Below are 16968 nucleotides of genomic sequence, written 5' to 3'. Positions count from 1 at the left end.
TTTTATAAAAAAAATTACTTTTTTTCACAAAGATGTTGCTGAGTTTCTTAATGGATGTTACACTAGAATGTGAAGAAGTTAACAAGGAGAAGTATTATGGAAATAATGTCGAACGAAAAAAAAATACCAAAAGCAACAGCGAAACGCTTACCGTTATATTTGCGATATTTAAAAATGCTGGATGACTCAGGTGTCATTCGGATAAAATCAAGAGAATTTAGTGAGATCGTGCATATTCCGCCTGCAACAATACGCCGAGATTTTTCCCATCTGGGTGAGCTTGGCAGAAGCGGCTATGGTTATGATGTGCCTTATCTGATTCAAGTATTCAGTGAAATTTTGAATACAACAGAAGAAAAACGTATTGCACTGATTGGCTGTGGAAATCTTGGCAAAGCCTTGCTTAAGAATAATTTTCGCCGAAATGAAAATTTGAATATTATTTGTGCTTTTGATGTAAATGATGAAATTGTCGGAGAGAAGGTAAACGACATCTGTGTTCAATCGATGGACCAGTTAAGAAATGCGATTGAAGAGCAGGGAATTACTGTTGCAATATCGACTGTTCCGAGCAAATATGCTCAGACAGCAATTAATGAAATTGTGGATGCCGGAATAACTGCAATCCTGAATTTTGCACCAGACCGTGTAAATGTACCAAAACATGTAAATGTCCAGTATATTGACCTGACAACTGAACTGCAGACTTTGATTTATTTTGATACAGCATTCTCAAAATAAGCAGTAATTTTGAGTTCCTCCTGTTGTTCCTCTATACTTTAAAGCAGAGACTAGCTATTAGGAGGAAATTGAAATGATTGTAACGAGAAAAGGGAATGAAGTTGAGCTTGTTGGAGTACAGCCAAAAGTTGGAGAAAAAGCGCCAGATTTTACGTTGAAAAATCTGGAGGATAAGGCAATCACTCTTTCGGCGCTTGAAGGAAAAACGGTTTTGATCAGCGTAGTCCCTGATATTGATACCAGAATCTGTTCTATTCAAACCAAGCGGTTTAATCAGGAAGCCGGAACTTCTGAAGGTGTGGTGTTTCTGACGATTTCAAACAATACCAAAGAGGAACAAAGCAATTGGTGTGCAGCAGAAGGTGTGGATATGGAAATGCTTCGTGATACTGAAAATAGTTTTGGCCAAGCTTACGGCTTGTTTATTCCTGAAATGGGTCGACTTGCACGTGCAATTTTTGTCGTGGATAAAGAAGGAACTCTAGCCTATGAAAAGATCAGCCGGGAGATTTCAGAAGAACCGAATTATGCTGAAGCATTGGAGCAAGCGAAAGCCTTGAGCTGATTGACTTTCCTGCTTAGACCATGTAAAATAAATCCAGAGCATGAATTAAACAGGTTTGGGTAAAATAGAAATTTACTTGAGACGATGAACAAGAGGAGTACTGTCAGCAGGGATTTCAGAGAGAAGATCAGTTGGTGCAAGATCTTTACGAATTTGGCAGGAAGGTAGCTTGTGAGTCAATAATTTGAACGATTTTAGTAGAATTATTCGGGTAGTGAACGTTATCTCACTCAAATAAGAGGTGTCTGACAGAGTTCAGATACAATTTGGGTGGTACCGCGTAGCATATACGTCCTGAAACAGTAACGCTGTTTCAGGACTTTTTTGTTTTACCTGTCAGAAATATCGATTTATTCGTTAAAAGGAAGAGAAAGAAGGAGATACAAATGTCGGAAGAAAATAATTTACCTACGAAATATCAGCCTACAGAAATAGAACAAGGACGCTATCAAAAATGGCTGGATCAGGATTTGTTCAAGCCAAATGGAAATAAAGAGGCGAAGCCTTATTCTATCGTGATTCCTCCACCAAATGTTACTGGAAAGCTGCATTTAGGTCATGCGTGGGATACAGCATTGCAGGATATTATTATTCGCCAAAAGCGGATGCAGGGATATGATACTGTTTGGGTTCCGGGAATGGATCATGCCGGAATTGCAACGCAGGCAAAAGTAGAAGAAAAGCTTGCAGAGCAAGGGATTTCCCGCTATGATCTAGGACGTGAAAAATTCGTGGAGCGGGTGTGGGAATGGAAAGAAGAGTATGCTTCTCATATACGTGAACAATGGGCAAAAATGGGATTATCACTGGACTATAGCCGTGAACGTTTTACATTGGATGAGGGATTGTCAGAAGCAGTTCGGACTGTTTTTGTAAAGCTTTATGAGAAAAACTTGATTTATCGTGGAGAATATATCATCAACTGGGACCCGAAAGCAAGAACAGCACTGTCCGACATTGAAGTGATACACAAAGACATTCAAGGTGCGTTCTATCATATGAGCTATCCGCTGACAGATGGAACTGGTGTTGTGGAAATTGCGACAACACGTCCGGAAACCATGCTGGGTGATACGGCTGTTGCAGTTCATCCAGAAGATAAGCGCTATCAGGCTCTAATCGGAAAAACAGTCACACTGCCGCTAGTGAACAAAGAAATTCCGATTATTGCTGATGAGTATGTAGATATGGAATTTGGTACAGGTGTGGTAAAAATTACTCCTGCTCATGACCCAAATGACTTTGAAGTTGGGAATCGTCATGATCTCCCTAGAGTAAATGTCATGAATGATGATGGAACAATGAATGAACTGGCGGGGAAATATGCAGGAATGGACCGCTTTGAAGCACGCAAAATGATTATTTCTGATTTAAAAGAAATGGATCGTTTGATTAAAATTGAAAATATGACGCATAGTGTTGGTCATTCGGAACGTACTGGTGTGGTTGTAGAGCCGCGATTGTCTACGCAATGGTTTGTCAAAATGCAGCCGCTCGCAGATCAGGCGATTAAAAATCAGCAGACTGAAAATGCTGTTGAATTTTATCCTGAACGTTTTAACAATACGTTTACCCGCTGGATGGAAAATGTTCATGACTGGGTAATCTCTCGTCAGCTGTGGTGGGGCCATCAGATTCCAGCGTGGTATCACAATGAAACCGGAGAAATGTATGTGGGGATGGACGCACCTGCCGACAGTGAAAACTGGACACAGGATGCAGATGTATTGGATACATGGTTCAGTTCAGCGTTGTGGCCGTTTTCAACAATGGGCTGGCCGGATACGGAGAGCTTGGATTACCAGCGTTACTTCCCAACCAGTACGCTGGTAACAGCCTACGATATTATTTTCTTCTGGGTAAGCCGAATGATTTTCCAAAGTCTGGAGTTTACCGGTGAACGTCCATTCCAGCATGCGCTGATTCACGGCTTGATTCGTGATGAAGAGGGGCGGAAGATGAGTAAGTCTCTTGGCAACGGAATTGATCCGATGGATATTATTGAAAAGTACGGGACAGATGCCTTACGTTGGTTCCTGTCCAACGGCTCAGCTCCTGGTCAGGATGTTCGCTTTAGTTATGAAAAAATGGATGCTGCCTGGAATTTCATCAATAAAATTTGGAATGCCAGCCGCTTCGTAATTATGAATATCGAAGGAATGACGGTTGAAGACATTGATTTCAACGGAGAAAAAACAGTTGCTGATCGTTGGATTCTGACTCGTTTGAATGAGACAATCGCTCGGGTAACCGATTTGTTTGATCGTTTTGAATTTGGGGAAGCCGGTCGTTTGCTTTATAATTTCATTTGGGATGATTTTTGTGACTGGTATATTGAAATGAGCAAAGAAATTCTGTATGGTGAAAATGAAGCAGCGAAGCAGATCACAAAGAGTATACTTGTCTATACACTGGATAATATTTTGCGTTTGCTTCACCCGATTATGCCGTTTGTAACTGAAGAAATTTGGGAAAAAATTCCGCATACTGGTGTATCGTTGGTTGTTGCTGAGTATCCCACTGTGCATGAAGAGCTATCTGATAATAAGGCAGCTCAAGGAATGGAAGTTTTGAAAGAAGTGATTCGTTCCGTTCGAAATATTCGTGCAGAGGTGAATACTCCTTTATCCAAACCAATCACATTGCTGATAAAGACAGCTGATGAATCTGCAGATCGATTCCTAATTGAAAATAAAAACTATATTGAGCGATTCTGTAATCCTGAAGAATTGACAATCAGCAGTGAGATTACTGCTCCAGAGCTGGCGATGTCGGCTATTCTTACTGGTGTGGAAATCTATCTGCCGCTAGCCGGACTGATTAATATTGAAGAAGAGGTTGCTCGCCTTGAGAAGGAACTGGGGAAATGGAATCAGGAAGTAACACGGGTCCAGGGTAAGCTGTCCAATGAACGATTTGTTGGTAATGCGCCTGAAGATGTGGTTCAGGCAGAAAAAGAAAAAGAAAAGGATTATCTGGAAAAACAAAAAACAGTTCGTGAAAGAATTGAGCAGTTAAAAACAATTCAATAAAAGACAAAAAACAGACTTGACCATTTGATCTTTCGAATGGTCAAGTCTGTTTTTTTAACACTTATTCAGTTCTCTTTTTTTCTTGATATAGAGCCAGTAACGGAAGAACAGGAAACTGAAAATTGTTGCAAAAGTAATGATCAAGCCATAGTAATAGCTCATCGAACGATAAACCATTGCGATGGAATGTGTCCCTTCTTTTAGAGGGATTGCCATTAGATTGCCGGCGGCTGGTATCTGTTCCACAGCCTTGCCATTCGATTTAATCAGCCAGTTTTTATCATATGGAACAGAAAGGTAGAGCAGCTGATCCTCGTTTTTAACGGAAATATTCCCAAAGAGCTCACCCATTTTTGTCCAACGCAAGTCAATGGCTTTATTTCGTTTTGAAGCAATCACTGCATCGAAAGCTCGCTGGTCTAGACTGACAAGCTCCATGTCTTCAAGATTTATCTTCTTACGACTTTTGAGAGTAAGTGTAACTTTATCACCTTTAGTATAGTAGCCTAAGTTAAACAATTGATTTGTTTTGATATAGACATTAGGCTCAATCTTCTTGCCGTTGACAGAAAAGCTTTCAGTAGAGGACCATGAAACATTTGGAAGGTAAAAATAGAGTTCACCGGAAGCTGCTGTTATTGTTTCCAACAGTACTGTTTTTTCATCTGGCGAAATGGTTTCATTCGTTTTCTGAACAGGTTTAAAGTAATTCTCTGCTTCCGGTTTAAGTGCTTGAAGAAGATTTTCCTGATTTATGATCGGTTCATCTTCCATTAACTGAACATTTGCGAACTCTTCAGAAACTAGGAAGCCCATGCCGACAGCTTCAGGATTTTTATAGCCAACAGTCTGACCGTCAATTGAAACAGCTTCTCTGAATGTATTTTCAAAAGGAGTAATCTGATAGGAAACGTTAAGTAAAAAGTTCACTACCTGCGAGTCATCCACATAGGCAATTCTGCGATCGTTTTTCTGATATAACCCCAAATCGTTCAGCATATCCTGAGTGTCAGAGTGCAAAGTGGACGTATAGCTGGATACACCTGCATAGCCGTAAAGAATGGAGTCATTATAGCCATTGTTTTTTTCAGTATATCCTGCTTCATCAGAGATAATAGTTTGCTTGAAGCGTTCAAAGTCTTTCTTTTTCAGTGCTGCTAAAATAGCAGCTTGTTTTTTATAGTTTTGCTCAAAGGCTTGCTGATTGCCAAAAGGAATTTCTTTTACCGATATCCAATAGTTTAGCCCCAGCTCCATAAAAATTGATACAGTTAACAGTATTCCGAAGATTTTCCATAAAGCTGTTCCTTTTTCAGCCTTTTGTCTGTGATTAAGCAGTACATAATAAAGCCAGATCAGGACCAATGAAATAACTGAATAACTATAGGAAAGAATAAAATTCTTGTTAAATAGGAAAAGTGCACTGTAGCCGCCCATGAGACAGATTGTGTAAATCAGCGGAGCACTCAATGGCAGTTTTTCATCTGTCTGTAAACGAAGGAATGCTTCATAAGCAAATTTGATCACAATAAAACTGAAAATGAATGTATTTCGATAAGGGAACCCTGCCGGACTTTGAAACATATGCCAGACTGTATTAATAAGCTCAATCCAAAAGCTGAGAAACAAAAATAAAATGAGAAAGAGCGACAATTTTTTTTCTTTCTTCGGAATGGAAGGAAGTAAAAAGTAGGTAAGGAATAATAGGATGATTAAAATTCCTGAAAATACTGTTGGAAGATGTTCCAGTCTTAAATTAAAATCAACAGAGCCTATCCCGAATTGTGAAAAGAAAGAAAGACCAAACTTAGGATAAGGCAGAAAGGTCAGCAGATTGAAATCTGTCTTTTTCGTCTGCATCATCCCTTCCAGTGCAGGAAGGAGAATAAAACTTGTTGAAATTCCTGACAGGAAAGAAGAGATGAAAAAGATTTTTCCTTCTTTTATAAAACCAAGAATAGAAGGTGCGGCACTCAATTTAAGATACAGATAAATACTGTAGCCGACTGCAAAGATACAGGTCATGTATCCCATATAGTAATTAGTGAAAATCGACAGAAAAAGAATGGTGACATAAAGAGTCACTCTTTTTTCCTGCCAGAGCTTCTGTAGGCCTAATGCGAGAAGCGGAAATAAAATCAAAATATCCAGCCACATGAAGTTAATGCTGTAGGCGGCTGTAAAACCGCAAAGACTAAATGCTGTTGAGAAAATCCACGTAAAAGGAGAAACTTCAATATATGTCTTTTTCAAGTAGTAGAACATACTCATACCGATACATGAAATTTTCAACGTAATGATCCAGACAATCGCAACCGGCAGCTGCTCATGTGGAAAGAATAAGGTCAATAAATTAAATGGACTTAATAAATAATAAGAGCTTAACGGGAAGATAGTATCGCCAATTCCGTTGGAAAAAGAATAGAAGGTCAAATTGCCTTCTTCAACGAATGACTTAAAATTGCTCAGAAACGGCAGATACTGACTGCCTAAATCGCTTGCCAGAAGATTATTGTTTCCGAATGGGACAATATCCAAAATAATCCAGAGAACAATCAGTATTGTAAATGGGACGAAGAAGCTTCCGATCAACAAACTATTTTCTTTTATTTTCATTTTTGTATCACCTCAAAGCAAAAAAATTTTCCTATCAACAGGAATAATTGTTCAGCAGGATAAGTCTAACCTATTTAGAGCGAGAGTTCACGGATAGATCCTGATAACACAGTATTTCAGTTTAGCATGATATTGAATGATTCTCAAAAAAATTATGAGGGCTTTCATCCTCAGCTGCACTCTCACTATGAAAGAAAAAAGAAAAATTTCTTTTTTTCAATAAGCCGGAATAGATTGACATGTTCCGACAATTGCTATTTTATCATATTCTGATTTTTAATAACTAAATTTGCTGAAAGAGCCTATATTTTTTATAGAATTTAAGAATTTCTTTAGTTATGAATAGGTAGGAGGAGGGTTATAACGTAAACCCTGTAATTTTACTGATTTGTTTCAATAAATTGCCTTTATTAGTGAAATCGAACTAGGCTTTCGCTATAATAGAAGGTGTGAGGTGACAAAAATGTCAATAAATAGTGAAGAAGCAATTGAATGGATACACAGTCGTCTACCCTTTGGCTCACGTCCTGGACTGGAACGGGTGGAGGCTCTTTTGGAGCGAGTGAATAATCCGCATAGAAAGGTTCCGACAATTCATATTGCCGGGACAAATGGAAAGGGATCTACAGTGACTTATCTGCGTTGTCTGCTGCAGGAAGCCGGAATTACCGTAGGGACATTTACGTCTCCTTACATTGAAGCTTTTAATGAACGAATTGCCATTGACGGCGAAGGGATTCCAGATGAACAGCTGATTCATTATGTTGAAAAATATCAGCCGCTAGTTGAGGAAATGGATAAACAAGATGAAATAAGCGGGATTACCGAGTTTGAAACATTAACTGCGATGGCTTTCGATTATTTTCTTGATCAGAAAGTAGATGTTGCAATTATAGAAGTTGGACTGGGCGGTTTACTGGATAGTACCAATGTTGTTGAGCCGATTTTAACAGGTATTACTACGATTGGGATGGATCATACAGAGATTCTGGGTGAAACGCTTGAAGAAATTGCTTTTCAAAAAGCCGGAATTATAAAAAATAATATTCCTGTTGTAACTGGAAATATTGAAGCAGCAGCATTGAATGTTATTGAAAAACAAGCAAAAGAAAAGCAGACCCCCATTTACCGTTTTAATCAGGAATATTCAATCGAATATGTACATTCTGATAAAGACTGGGGGGAAGTCTTTAGCTTTATTGGAGAACATGGTAAGATTCAAAAGCTCAAGACGCCGTTACTTGGTCAGCATCAAACGGAAAATGCGGGTGTAGCAATTGAATTGTTCTCTATTTATTGTCAGCTTACCGGGCAGCCTTTTCAAGTAAAGACCGTTCGACAGGGCTTGCTGTACGCAAAATGGCCGGCTCGAATGGAAAAAATCAGTGATGAACCGTTGATTGTATTGGACGGTGCCCATAATGATCATGCGATGAAGCGTCTGGTAGAGAATCTGAAAACGGAATTTAAAGGTCGTTCCATTCATATTTTGTTTTCAGCATTGTCAACAAAGAATACCGATCAAATGATTAAGGTGTTGAAGAATGTGCCCAACACTCATTTATATTTGACCACATTCGAATATCCTAAGGCCATGAATTTGGATAAGTTTGAGAAATATACAGATGATAAAACAGATATTGTTTCTCTCTGGCAGTTTGGCATGGGGGAAATATTGGAAAAAATGACTAATGAAGATATGCTGCTGGTGACGGGCTCTTTGTATTTTGTTTCACAGGTACGTGAATTATTATTGACAATAGGAGGAAGTAATGAACAAATTTGATGGAGTTATTTTTGACATGGATGGCTTGCTGTTCGATACGGAGATGATTTATTATGACTCTTCACAGAAGGTTGCAGATGAAATGGGCTTTCCCTACACGAAGGAATTGTATCTTCAATTTTTAGGGGTTTCCGATGAAGAGGTTTGGGAAAATTATCATCGTATTTATCAGGACTTTGGACGGGAAACAGTTGATGAATTCATTCGCCGTTCTTATGCGGATACGATCAGCATGTTTGAATCCGGACAGGTACAGCTGAAAGAGGGGGTATTTGAATTGCTGGATTTTCTTGAAGAAAGCAATATCCCCAAGCTGGTTGCTTCAAGCAATGTTCGTCCTGCCATTGAATTACTGTTGGAGAATGCCGGAATTCGTGACCGGTTTCATCGAATTGTCTCAGCTGAAGATGTCAGCAGAGCCAAGCCAGATCCGGAAATTTTTCAAAAAGCTGTCAGCTTTCTGGGAACGCATCCGGAAAAGACACTGGTGCTGGAAGATTCTTCTCATGGAGTGAACGCTGCGTATGCTGCTGGAATTCCGGTGATTATGATTCCGGACCTGCTTCAGCCAGATGAAGATTTGAAAGGGAAGACGCTGCAAATCTTTGACAGTCTGCTGGATGTACCCAATTATTTGAAAAACAAATAAATGAAGAGCTCTTTTGCGTATCTTTATGAGACCACGTAAAGGAGCTGTTTTTATGGAAGAAAAAAGGCTATTCATTCATGAGATGCCGGAGGATTGTTTGCCCAGAGAGCGGTTGGAGGCTTTTGGTGAAAAGGCTCTTTCCAACCAGGAGCTGCTGGCGATTTTATTAAGAACGGGTTCGAGAGAACAAAATGTGATGGAGCTGTCTTCTACAATATTGAATCATTTTCGGCATTTAAATGAATTAAAAAATGCAACGCTGCACGAAATGATGTCAATTAAGGGAATTGGAAAAGTCAAAGCAATTGAACTGCGTGCGGCTGTTGAATTTGGTTATCGTTTGCAGCAAAGCAATCAGATGAAATATGGGAAAATATCCTCCAGCTATCAGATCGCTCAAAATCTAATTTATGAGCTGAGAGATTTTCAACAAGAGCATTTAGTCTGTCTGTACCTGAATACAAAAAATGAAGTCCTGCGGCAGGAGACGGTTTTCAAGGGATCACTAAATCAGAGTATTGCACATCCCAGAGAAGTTTTTAAAGGGGCGGTTAAGTATTCAGCTGCCCGTATCGTACTTGCACACAATCATCCGAGTGGAAATCCAACCCCTTCACAAAGCGATATTCATTTTACTCAAAGGATGGAGGAATGTGGAGAAATGATGGGAATTGAGATACTGGATCACATTATCATTGGACATGATGAATATATCAGCATGCGGGAGGAAAATTTTTTGAAGGGAGATAATTAGATTTCTTGCAAAAATATAGGGGCGCGTGTAAAATGTACTTGTAATCTTGTTTGGGACAGTATAGGAGTTTTTATTAGATAAAATCCTCTATCGTAGACGGGCAAAGTTACAATTATTTCAGTGCTTAAGCACGAGGAGGAACGGTTAATGGAACAAGGAACAGTAAAATGGTTTAACGCAGAAAAAGGATTTGGATTTATCTCTCGCGAAGATGGCAGCGACGTATTCGTACATTTTTCAGCAATTCAAGGAGACGGATTCAAAACATTAGAAGAAGGTCAAGCAGTAACTTTTGATGTGGAAGATTCAGATCGCGGCCCTCAAGCAGTAAATGTTGAAAAACAATAATTGACCATTCGAAACACCTGGTTCTTTTGAATCGGGTGTTTTTTTGAATTCTTAACAGAAATTTTCAGGATTAAAAATAGAAATGATCAGAGGGGGAGGAGTTTTAATTCTTAAATTGAAAAAGAATTTGATTGTCTCCGAACTCAAAAGAACTTGCTGGAAAAATACAGAGATAATGAATCACTTTGGTGTTTTATAGGAGTTAGAAAATGCAGGATCATACTGGACTGGTTATTGATGTATCAATTAAAAGCAGAAAAGCTGCAGTTAGCTTCAGATTAGTAAGAACAGGCTCACACAAGGATCAACTGGGTTTGAACGGCTCAGCTTCAAAATAAAAAGCCCCGAAACCTGTTAAACTTTTTCAAGTTTTCGCAGTTTCGGGGATTGTACTGTTATTTGCAAAGTACCAGTTAATTTTCAACCATCATGATCATTGGTAAAATCATTGGATGGCGCTCTGTTTTTTCAAATAAATAAGGTTGTAAAGTTGCAGTGATCGCATCGCATAATTTTGCCTCTGTACAATTGTCATCTTTTAAGGCATCCCGCATTGCATGGAACAGAAGACGCTGTCCTTCGTTAATCAAATCGCCGGACTCTCTCATGTAAACAAAGCCGCGGGACAGGATATCAGGACCAGCCTGAATCTCTTTTTTCTTAACGTTGACCGTTGCAACTGCAAGTACCAGTCCTTCTTCTGAAAGAATTCGCCGATCCCTCAGAACAATGTTGCCGATATCTCCGACGCCGTTGCCATCTACATACACATCACTTGCATTGAAGTGACCTGCCATGCGGCCCTGATCAGCAGTTAGTGCAAGTACATCGCCGTTTTCCATAATAAAACAATTTTCTTCAGGTATACCTACATCTTCAGCTAAAGAAGCGTGAATTTTCAGCATTCTAAATTCGCCGTGAACAGGTACAAAGAATTTCGGCTTCATTAAACGAAGCATCAGTTTTTGTTCTTCCTGTCCTCCATGTCCGGAAGTATGGATATTGTTTATTTTTCCGTGAATTACTTCAGCACCTGCTTCGGAAAGCAGATTAATCAAACGGTTAACGCTGGTAGTATTTCCTGGAATAGGAGAGCTTGAAAAGACCACTGTATCTCCGGGCTGAATGGAAATCTGTCTATGAGTTCCATTTGCAATACGGCTTAATGCCGCCATCGGTTCTCCTTGAGAACCGGTGCATAAGATCATCGTTTCATTTGCCGGCAGCTGATTCAGCTGAGAAGCATCTACAAACGTTCCTCTAGGGACATTGATATAGCCTAGACGTTCACCATTAGCAATAGCATTTTCCATACTGCGCCCAAAAACAGCAATTTTTCTGCCGGTCCGGACAGCTGCATCAGCAGCTTGTTGAAGCCGGAAAATATTTGAAGCAAAACTGGCAAATATAATTCTGCCTTCAATTTTTTCAAAAATCTTTTGAATCGACGAACCAATGGTTTTTTCTGATTTAGTAAAGGTTGGAATTTCAGCGTTTGTACTGTCAGAAAGCAGACACAGAACACCTTCTTCACCAATCTTTGCCATACGATGCAGATTTGCAGGTTCTCCAACAGGAGTAAAATCGAACTTAAAGTCGCCGGTCGCAACGATATTTCCAGAAGGTGTTTTGACAACAACACCTAATGCATCCGGAATACTATGCGTTGTTCTAAAAAAGCTCACAGATGTTTTTCTGAAGCGAATTACTGTATCTTCATGGATCTCATGAAGATCAGCATCTCTCAATAAACCGTGCTCGTCCAGTTTGCTGGTAATTAGAGCTAAAGCTAAAGGACCTGCATAGACTGGGATATTTGCCTGCTTCAACAAGTAAGGAACTCCGCCAATATGGTCTTCGTGTCCATGAGTGATGACCAGTGCTTTAACCTTTGACAGGTTTTGGATGATATAACTATAGTCGGGAATAACATAGTCGATTCCCAACAGATCATCTTCCGGGAATTTAATTCCGGCATCAATCAAAATGATTTCATCCTGAAATTGTACGCCATAAGTATTTTTTCCGATTTCTCCAAGTCCGCCAATACCGAAGACACCGGTTTCGTTATTTTTAATATTTACTTTCATAGCTTAAAACTCCGTTAATTTAAATTCGGCGTGTTCTTGTTCATAAGCTAGATGATTTCCTTCAAGCAGCTGGACATATTCGATGTTGTAAGGCGTATTATCTTCAACTAGCTGGCGGACAACAACATCATTGTCCCCTTCAACATAAATTGATTTTGTATCCTCTCTTTTAGGATTTCTTATTTTTGTTTCTTGATAATAAACTTTGTATATCATAATTATTCTCCTCTGTACTTGCCTGTGCAAGTTTATTTATTGATTTCTGTGTGAAATGTCTACACAACAAAATGAGGTGGGGCTCCACCCTGACAAATATTTAACCATCAAAAACATGGAGTTTATGATGAATGAAGTCTAGCAGTCACTTCATTTTATTATGTGCAAAAGAAATTCAACCGTTCAGTGTGTTGTGTGAACAACAATTATTGATATTTTATCACAGAACCAGTCAGAAGTATAGAAAGTACTCCGAATATTTGGCAGTAATTTAAGAAATAGACCGCTAAAAAAATGAGGAACTGCCGGGATTTTATGTAAGAAACAATAAGAAAATACCAAAAGGAACTGAACGAAAAAAATGAGGAAAACCAGCAAAAATGTTTCTCTCTTTTATCGAAACAGCCGCTTGATCATGAGCAGGTTGTTCTTTTTATGGCAAGAGTTTAAATTTCTTTGTGTGGATGATTTACCGTGTTGTTCCTTTTATGCTATAGTAGAAGAACTGAACTAAAATTTGGAGGGGGAGATGATTACTTGAAATTGATGTGGCATTACACAATGAGATATAAGAAATTGCTGTTTGCGGATTTCATTTGTGTATTTGGGTTTATACTGATTGAATTGGGGCTGCCGACAATTTTGGCACGCATGATCGATCGGGGAATTCTGAAAAATGACTTTGATTATGTCAAGCATCAGGGAATTATAATGGTGGTCATCACGATTGTGGGCGTGACGCTGAACATCATGCTGGGTTATTTTGGTGCCAGAATAACGACAAATATTGTTCAGGATATTCGTAATGATTTGTTTGAAAAAGTGCAGACATTCTCTCATCATGAATATGAAACACTGGGTGTTTCTTCATTGATTACACGTACAACCAATGATGCGTATCAAATCATGCTGTTTATGGGGAACGTGTTGAGAATCGGTTTTATGACACCGATGATGTTTGCGGTAAGTCTGATTATGGTTGTCAGGACCAGTCCTTCTTTAGGGGTTTTTGTTCTGGGAGCATTGCCGGTCTTGCTGGTTGCAGTGGTTTTGATTGCGAAGGTTTCTGAACCGTTGTCGAATAAGCAGCAGAAAAATCTGGACGGCATTAACAGTATTTTAAGAGAAAATCTTTCCGGTTTACGGGTAATTCGAGCGTTTGTTAATGAGAAATTTGAGGAGTCGCGTTTTAAAAAGGTCAATGAGGAGTACACGAACAGCTCCAAAAGTCTGTTTCGTTTGATGGCAGCTGCTCAGCCGGGGTTCTTTTTCCTGTTTAATATCGTGATGGTTCTGATTATCTGGGAGGGAGCTCTGCAGATTGATACAGGAAGTTTGGCTATAGGGGATTTAATTGCTTTTATTGAATACATATTCCACGCACTGTTTTCTTTCATGCTGTTTGCAAGCATGTTTATGATGTATCCGCGGGCTGCAGTTTCTGCTCGACGGATTCAGGAGGCATTCGACATGTCGCCTGACATTAAGGAAAACGAACAGGGAATTGTAGAAGCAGATAAGAAGGGCTGCATCGAATTTAAGGATGTGACATTTGCCTATCCCGGACACTCTCAAAGTCCGGTAATTCGCAATGTCAGTTTCACTGCTTCACCGGGAGAAACAGTTGCTTTTATTGGAAGTACGGGGAGCGGGAAATCAACACTAATTCAGCTGATTCCGCGTTTTTATGATATTTCAGAAGGACAGGTACTCATAGATGGTGTAGATGTACGTGATTACAAACTCAGTGCATTACGTGAAAAAATCGGTTATATTCCGCAAAAAGCACTGCTGTTTACAGGAACCATTGCTGAAAATCTTCGATATGGTAAAGAAGATGCTTCTATGGAAGAAATGGAGCGTGCGGCAGACATTGCTCAGGCGGCTGATTTTATTTCTCAGAAGCAGTTGGGCTATGATGAACTCCTTTCAGAAGGAGGCGCAAACTTCTCAGGTGGTCAGAAGCAGCGGCTGTCTATTGCCAGGGCAGTGATTCGAGATCCGGAAATCTATATCTTTGATGACAGCTTCTCAGCGTTGGATTATCAGACGGATGCAAAGCTTCGCGCCCGGCTGAAAAAAGAAACGACTCATTCTACTGTTCTGATTGTTGCACAGCGAGTAGGAACGATTATGCACGCAGACAAGATCATAGTATTGAACGAAGGAAACATTGTGGGAATGGGAACGCACAAAGAATTACTTGAGACGTGCCCGATTTATTATGATATTGCGGCTTCTCAATTGTCAGAGGAGGAATTAGCATGAAAAAAGGGCTTTCTTCCATCAAACGCTTAGGGAGATATATTGGACCATATAAAGCAACATTTATTCTGGTCATTGTCTTTACTATTCTGACAGTAGCACTGAATGCGGCAATGCCGTATGTTTCAGGACTGCCTATAACAGAAATAGCGAGAAATCTTTCTGAGGGAGAGGGAGTAAACTTTCCTTATGTCTTTCAGTGTCTGATTTGGATTTTAATTGTTGGTATCGGCTACTGTATTACCCAGTTTTTTTCAGGATTTTTGATGGCAGCAGTAGTTCAGCATTCGATGAGAGATTTACGCAGAGATATTGATGAAAAAATCAATCGTCTGCCAGTTTCTTATTTTGACAAAAACCAGCAGGGAAACATTCTTTCACGGGTGACTAATGATGTGGATGCGGTCAGTAATGCACTTCAGCAGAGCTTTATCAATATCGTATCAGCAGTTTTGGGAATCATCATGGCAGTATCAATGATGTTTTACATTAATATTCGACTGGCATTAATCTCCATAATTATGATTCCATTATCTATTTTTATTTCAAGAACAATCGTTGGAATCTCACAGAAATACTTTCAGGGAATGCAAAATGCGCTGGGCGATTTAAATGGTTATGTTCAGGAAAATATGACTGGATTCAGTATTTTAAAATTGTATGGACGAGAAAAACAGACCTTGGATGGATTTAAAAAAGTCAATGAAAATCTGCAAAACTACGGCTTTAAAGCGACGTTTATTTCTGGTTTAATGATGCCGCTCGTTCAGTTGACAGCATATGCGACATATATTGTTATCGCTGTGATGGGAAGCAGAGATGTTATTTTGGGAGTTATTGCTGTAGGACAGCTGCAGGCGATGATTCAGTATATTTGGCAGATTAGTCAGCCAATGGGGAATATTACTCAGCTTTCTGCTGCTTTACAGAGTGCTTCGGCAGCGACAGGACGTGTCTTTGAGATTCTGGATGAATCAGAGGAAGAACTTAACGATCATGATACAGCTCTTCCAGAGCCGGTTAAAGGAAACGTGACGTTTGAAAATGTCAGCTTTAGTTATGATCCTGCAAAGCCTTTGATAAGAGATCTGAATTTTGAAGTAAAAGCAGGACAGACCGTAGCGATTGTAGGTCCTACAGGTGCGGGTAAAACAACGCTGATTAATCTTTTGATGCGTTTTTATGATGTAAATGGAGGGGCAATCAAGCTTGATGGGATTGATACTAAAGCCATGAACCGCAGTGATGTCCGTTCAGTTTTTGGGATGGTACTGCAGGATGCATGGTTGTATGAAGGAACGATTGCAGACAATATACGCTTTGGAAAGCTGGATGCAACAGACTATGAAGTTGTTGATGCAGCAGAAACAGCGAATGTTGATCATTTTATCCGTACAATGCCGGATGGCTATGAAATGGAGATTAATGCCGAAGGAGACAATATTTCACTGGGACAAAAGCAGCTGTTGACTATTGCTCGGGCAGTGATTTCAGATCCAAAGGTATTGATTTTGGATGAAGCAACCAGTTCTGTGGATACTCGTCTGGAGGCGCTGATCCAAAAAGCAATGGATAAGGTTATGCAGGGACGAACCAGCTTTGTCATTGCACACAGGCTGTCTACTATTCGTGAAGCAGACCTGATTCTGGTGATGAATCAAGGAGAAATCATTGAAAAAGGAACCCACTATGAACTGCTGAAGAAGGGCGGCTTTTATGAAAAGCTCTATAACAGCCAGTTTGCTGAAGACGGGGACTATGATTGATAAATAAAAATGTTAAAGTATGAGATTCTTCGGCAGTTGAAAATAGTCAGCTGACGGGAATCTTTTTTTGCAGTTAAAGAGCAGTATAATTTTTTTGTAGTTGTAAAATCAGCAGTATCAAAAGTTATTGAGAAAGTAAA

General features: G+C 39.6%; 13 protein-coding genes and 1 other annotated feature. Of the genes, 10 read left to right on the top strand and 3 right to left on the bottom strand.

Features of this window, described 5'->3' with window-relative positions; all coding sequences use genetic code 11:
• Positions 1-96: 96 nt before the first annotated feature.
• The 3 genes from LI951_RS05810 (at position 97) to LI951_RS05800 (ending at position 4338) form a co-directional block, all read left to right on the top strand.
• A complete protein-coding gene (locus LI951_RS05810; RefSeq protein WP_229441575.1) occupies positions 97-741 on the top strand; it encodes a redox-sensing transcriptional repressor Rex in 645 nt (214 codons plus the stop codon).
• A 73-nt stretch (positions 742-814) separates the two neighbouring features.
• Positions 815-1306: a thiol peroxidase gene (gene tpx, locus LI951_RS05805; RefSeq protein WP_229441574.1), complete on the top strand. Its 492-nt coding sequence runs from the start codon at positions 815-817 to the stop codon at positions 1304-1306.
• 75 nt (positions 1307-1381) lie between these two features.
• Positions 1382-1606 (top strand) — a binding site (T-box leader).
• 86 nt (positions 1607-1692) lie between these two features.
• Positions 1693-4338 (top strand): valine--tRNA ligase, encoded by a 2646-nt coding sequence (locus LI951_RS05800; RefSeq protein WP_229441573.1) that lies wholly within the window; start codon positions 1693-1695, stop codon positions 4336-4338.
• 54 nt (positions 4339-4392) lie between these two features.
• Here LI951_RS05800 and LI951_RS05795 read toward each other — a convergent pair whose 3' ends face one another.
• Positions 4393-6954, bottom strand: a complete 2562-nt coding sequence (locus tag LI951_RS05795; RefSeq protein ID WP_229441572.1) for a YfhO family protein — start codon at positions 6952-6954, stop codon at positions 4393-4395.
• A gap of 463 nt (positions 6955-7417) precedes the next feature.
• Between LI951_RS05795 and LI951_RS05790 the strand changes: the two genes are divergently transcribed.
• From LI951_RS05790 to LI951_RS15085, 5 genes are all read left to right on the top strand, one after another.
• Positions 7418-8740, top strand: a complete 1323-nt coding sequence (locus tag LI951_RS05790; RefSeq protein WP_229441571.1) for a bifunctional folylpolyglutamate synthase/dihydrofolate synthase — start codon at positions 7418-7420, stop codon at positions 8738-8740.
• On the top strand, positions 8727-9389 hold the full coding sequence (locus LI951_RS05785; RefSeq protein WP_229441570.1) for an HAD family hydrolase: 663 nt from the start codon (positions 8727-8729) through the stop codon (positions 9387-9389). The genes LI951_RS05790 and LI951_RS05785 overlap by 14 nt, the downstream gene beginning before the upstream one ends.
• A gap of 52 nt (positions 9390-9441) precedes the next feature.
• Complete coding sequence (radC, locus tag LI951_RS05780; RefSeq protein ID WP_202066771.1) at positions 9442-10143, top strand: RadC family protein; 702 nt, start codon at positions 9442-9444, stop codon at positions 10141-10143.
• 147 nt (positions 10144-10290) lie between these two features.
• Positions 10291-10491, top strand: a complete 201-nt coding sequence (locus tag LI951_RS05775) for a cold-shock protein (RefSeq protein ID WP_202066772.1) — start codon at positions 10291-10293, stop codon at positions 10489-10491.
• Between the two features lie 209 nt (positions 10492-10700).
• Positions 10701-10829 (top strand): hypothetical protein, encoded by a 129-nt coding sequence (locus LI951_RS15085; RefSeq protein WP_267491701.1) that lies wholly within the window; start codon positions 10701-10703, stop codon positions 10827-10829.
• A 75-nt stretch (positions 10830-10904) separates the two neighbouring features.
• Here LI951_RS15085 and rnjA read toward each other — a convergent pair whose 3' ends face one another.
• Both rnjA and LI951_RS05765 read right to left on the bottom strand, forming a co-directional pair.
• Positions 10905-12581 (bottom strand): ribonuclease J1, encoded by a 1677-nt coding sequence (rnjA, locus tag LI951_RS05770; protein ID WP_202066773.1) that lies wholly within the window; start codon positions 12579-12581, stop codon positions 10905-10907.
• Between the two features lie 3 nt (positions 12582-12584).
• Positions 12585-12797, bottom strand: a complete 213-nt coding sequence (locus tag LI951_RS05765; RefSeq protein ID WP_202066774.1) for a DNA-directed RNA polymerase subunit epsilon — start codon at positions 12795-12797, stop codon at positions 12585-12587.
• A gap of 537 nt (positions 12798-13334) precedes the next feature.
• Here LI951_RS05765 and LI951_RS05760 point away from each other — a divergent pair.
• A complete protein-coding gene (locus LI951_RS05760) occupies positions 13335-15065 on the top strand; it encodes an ABC transporter ATP-binding protein (RefSeq protein ID WP_202066775.1) in 1731 nt (576 codons plus the stop codon).
• Positions 15062-16828 (top strand): ABC transporter ATP-binding protein, encoded by a 1767-nt coding sequence (locus LI951_RS05755; RefSeq protein WP_229441569.1) that lies wholly within the window; start codon positions 15062-15064, stop codon positions 16826-16828. Before LI951_RS05760 ends, LI951_RS05755 begins: the two co-directional genes overlap by 4 nt.
• The last annotated feature ends 140 nt before the right edge of the window (positions 16829-16968 follow it).

Origin of the sequence: Enterococcus sp. BWT-B8 (genome assembly GCF_020567625.1) — a bacterium.
In the GTDB taxonomy this organism is placed as follows: Bacteria; Bacillota; Bacilli; order Lactobacillales; family Enterococcaceae; genus Enterococcus_L.
Note: the sequence above shows the minus strand (reverse complement) of the source record. Positions and strands in the feature narration are given on the sequence as shown.

Coding starts and splice junctions, on each gene's coding strand:
- LI951_RS05810 (WP_229441575.1), top strand. CDS start 97: ATGGAAATAATGTCGAACGAAAAAAAAATACCAAAAGCAACAGCGAAA.
- tpx (WP_229441574.1), top strand. CDS start 815: ATGATTGTAACGAGAAAAGGGAATGAAGTTGAGCTTGTTGGAGTACAG.
- LI951_RS05800 (WP_229441573.1), top strand. CDS start 1,693: ATGTCGGAAGAAAATAATTTACCTACGAAATATCAGCCTACAGAAATA.
- LI951_RS05795 (WP_229441572.1), bottom strand. CDS start 6,954: ATGAAAATAAAAGAAAATAGTTTGTTGATCGGAAGCTTCTTCGTCCCA.
- LI951_RS05790 (WP_229441571.1), top strand. CDS start 7,418: ATGTCAATAAATAGTGAAGAAGCAATTGAATGGATACACAGTCGTCTA.
- LI951_RS05785 (WP_229441570.1), top strand. CDS start 8,727: ATGAACAAATTTGATGGAGTTATTTTTGACATGGATGGCTTGCTGTTC.
- radC (WP_202066771.1), top strand. CDS start 9,442: ATGGAAGAAAAAAGGCTATTCATTCATGAGATGCCGGAGGATTGTTTG.
- LI951_RS05775 (WP_202066772.1), top strand. CDS start 10,291: ATGGAACAAGGAACAGTAAAATGGTTTAACGCAGAAAAAGGATTTGGA.
- LI951_RS15085 (WP_267491701.1), top strand. CDS start 10,701: ATGCAGGATCATACTGGACTGGTTATTGATGTATCAATTAAAAGCAGA.
- rnjA (WP_202066773.1), bottom strand. CDS start 12,581: ATGAAAGTAAATATTAAAAATAACGAAACCGGTGTCTTCGGTATTGGC.
- LI951_RS05765 (WP_202066774.1), bottom strand. CDS start 12,797: ATGATATACAAAGTTTATTATCAAGAAACAAAAATAAGAAATCCTAAA.
- LI951_RS05755 (WP_229441569.1), top strand. CDS start 15,062: ATGAAAAAAGGGCTTTCTTCCATCAAACGCTTAGGGAGATATATTGGA.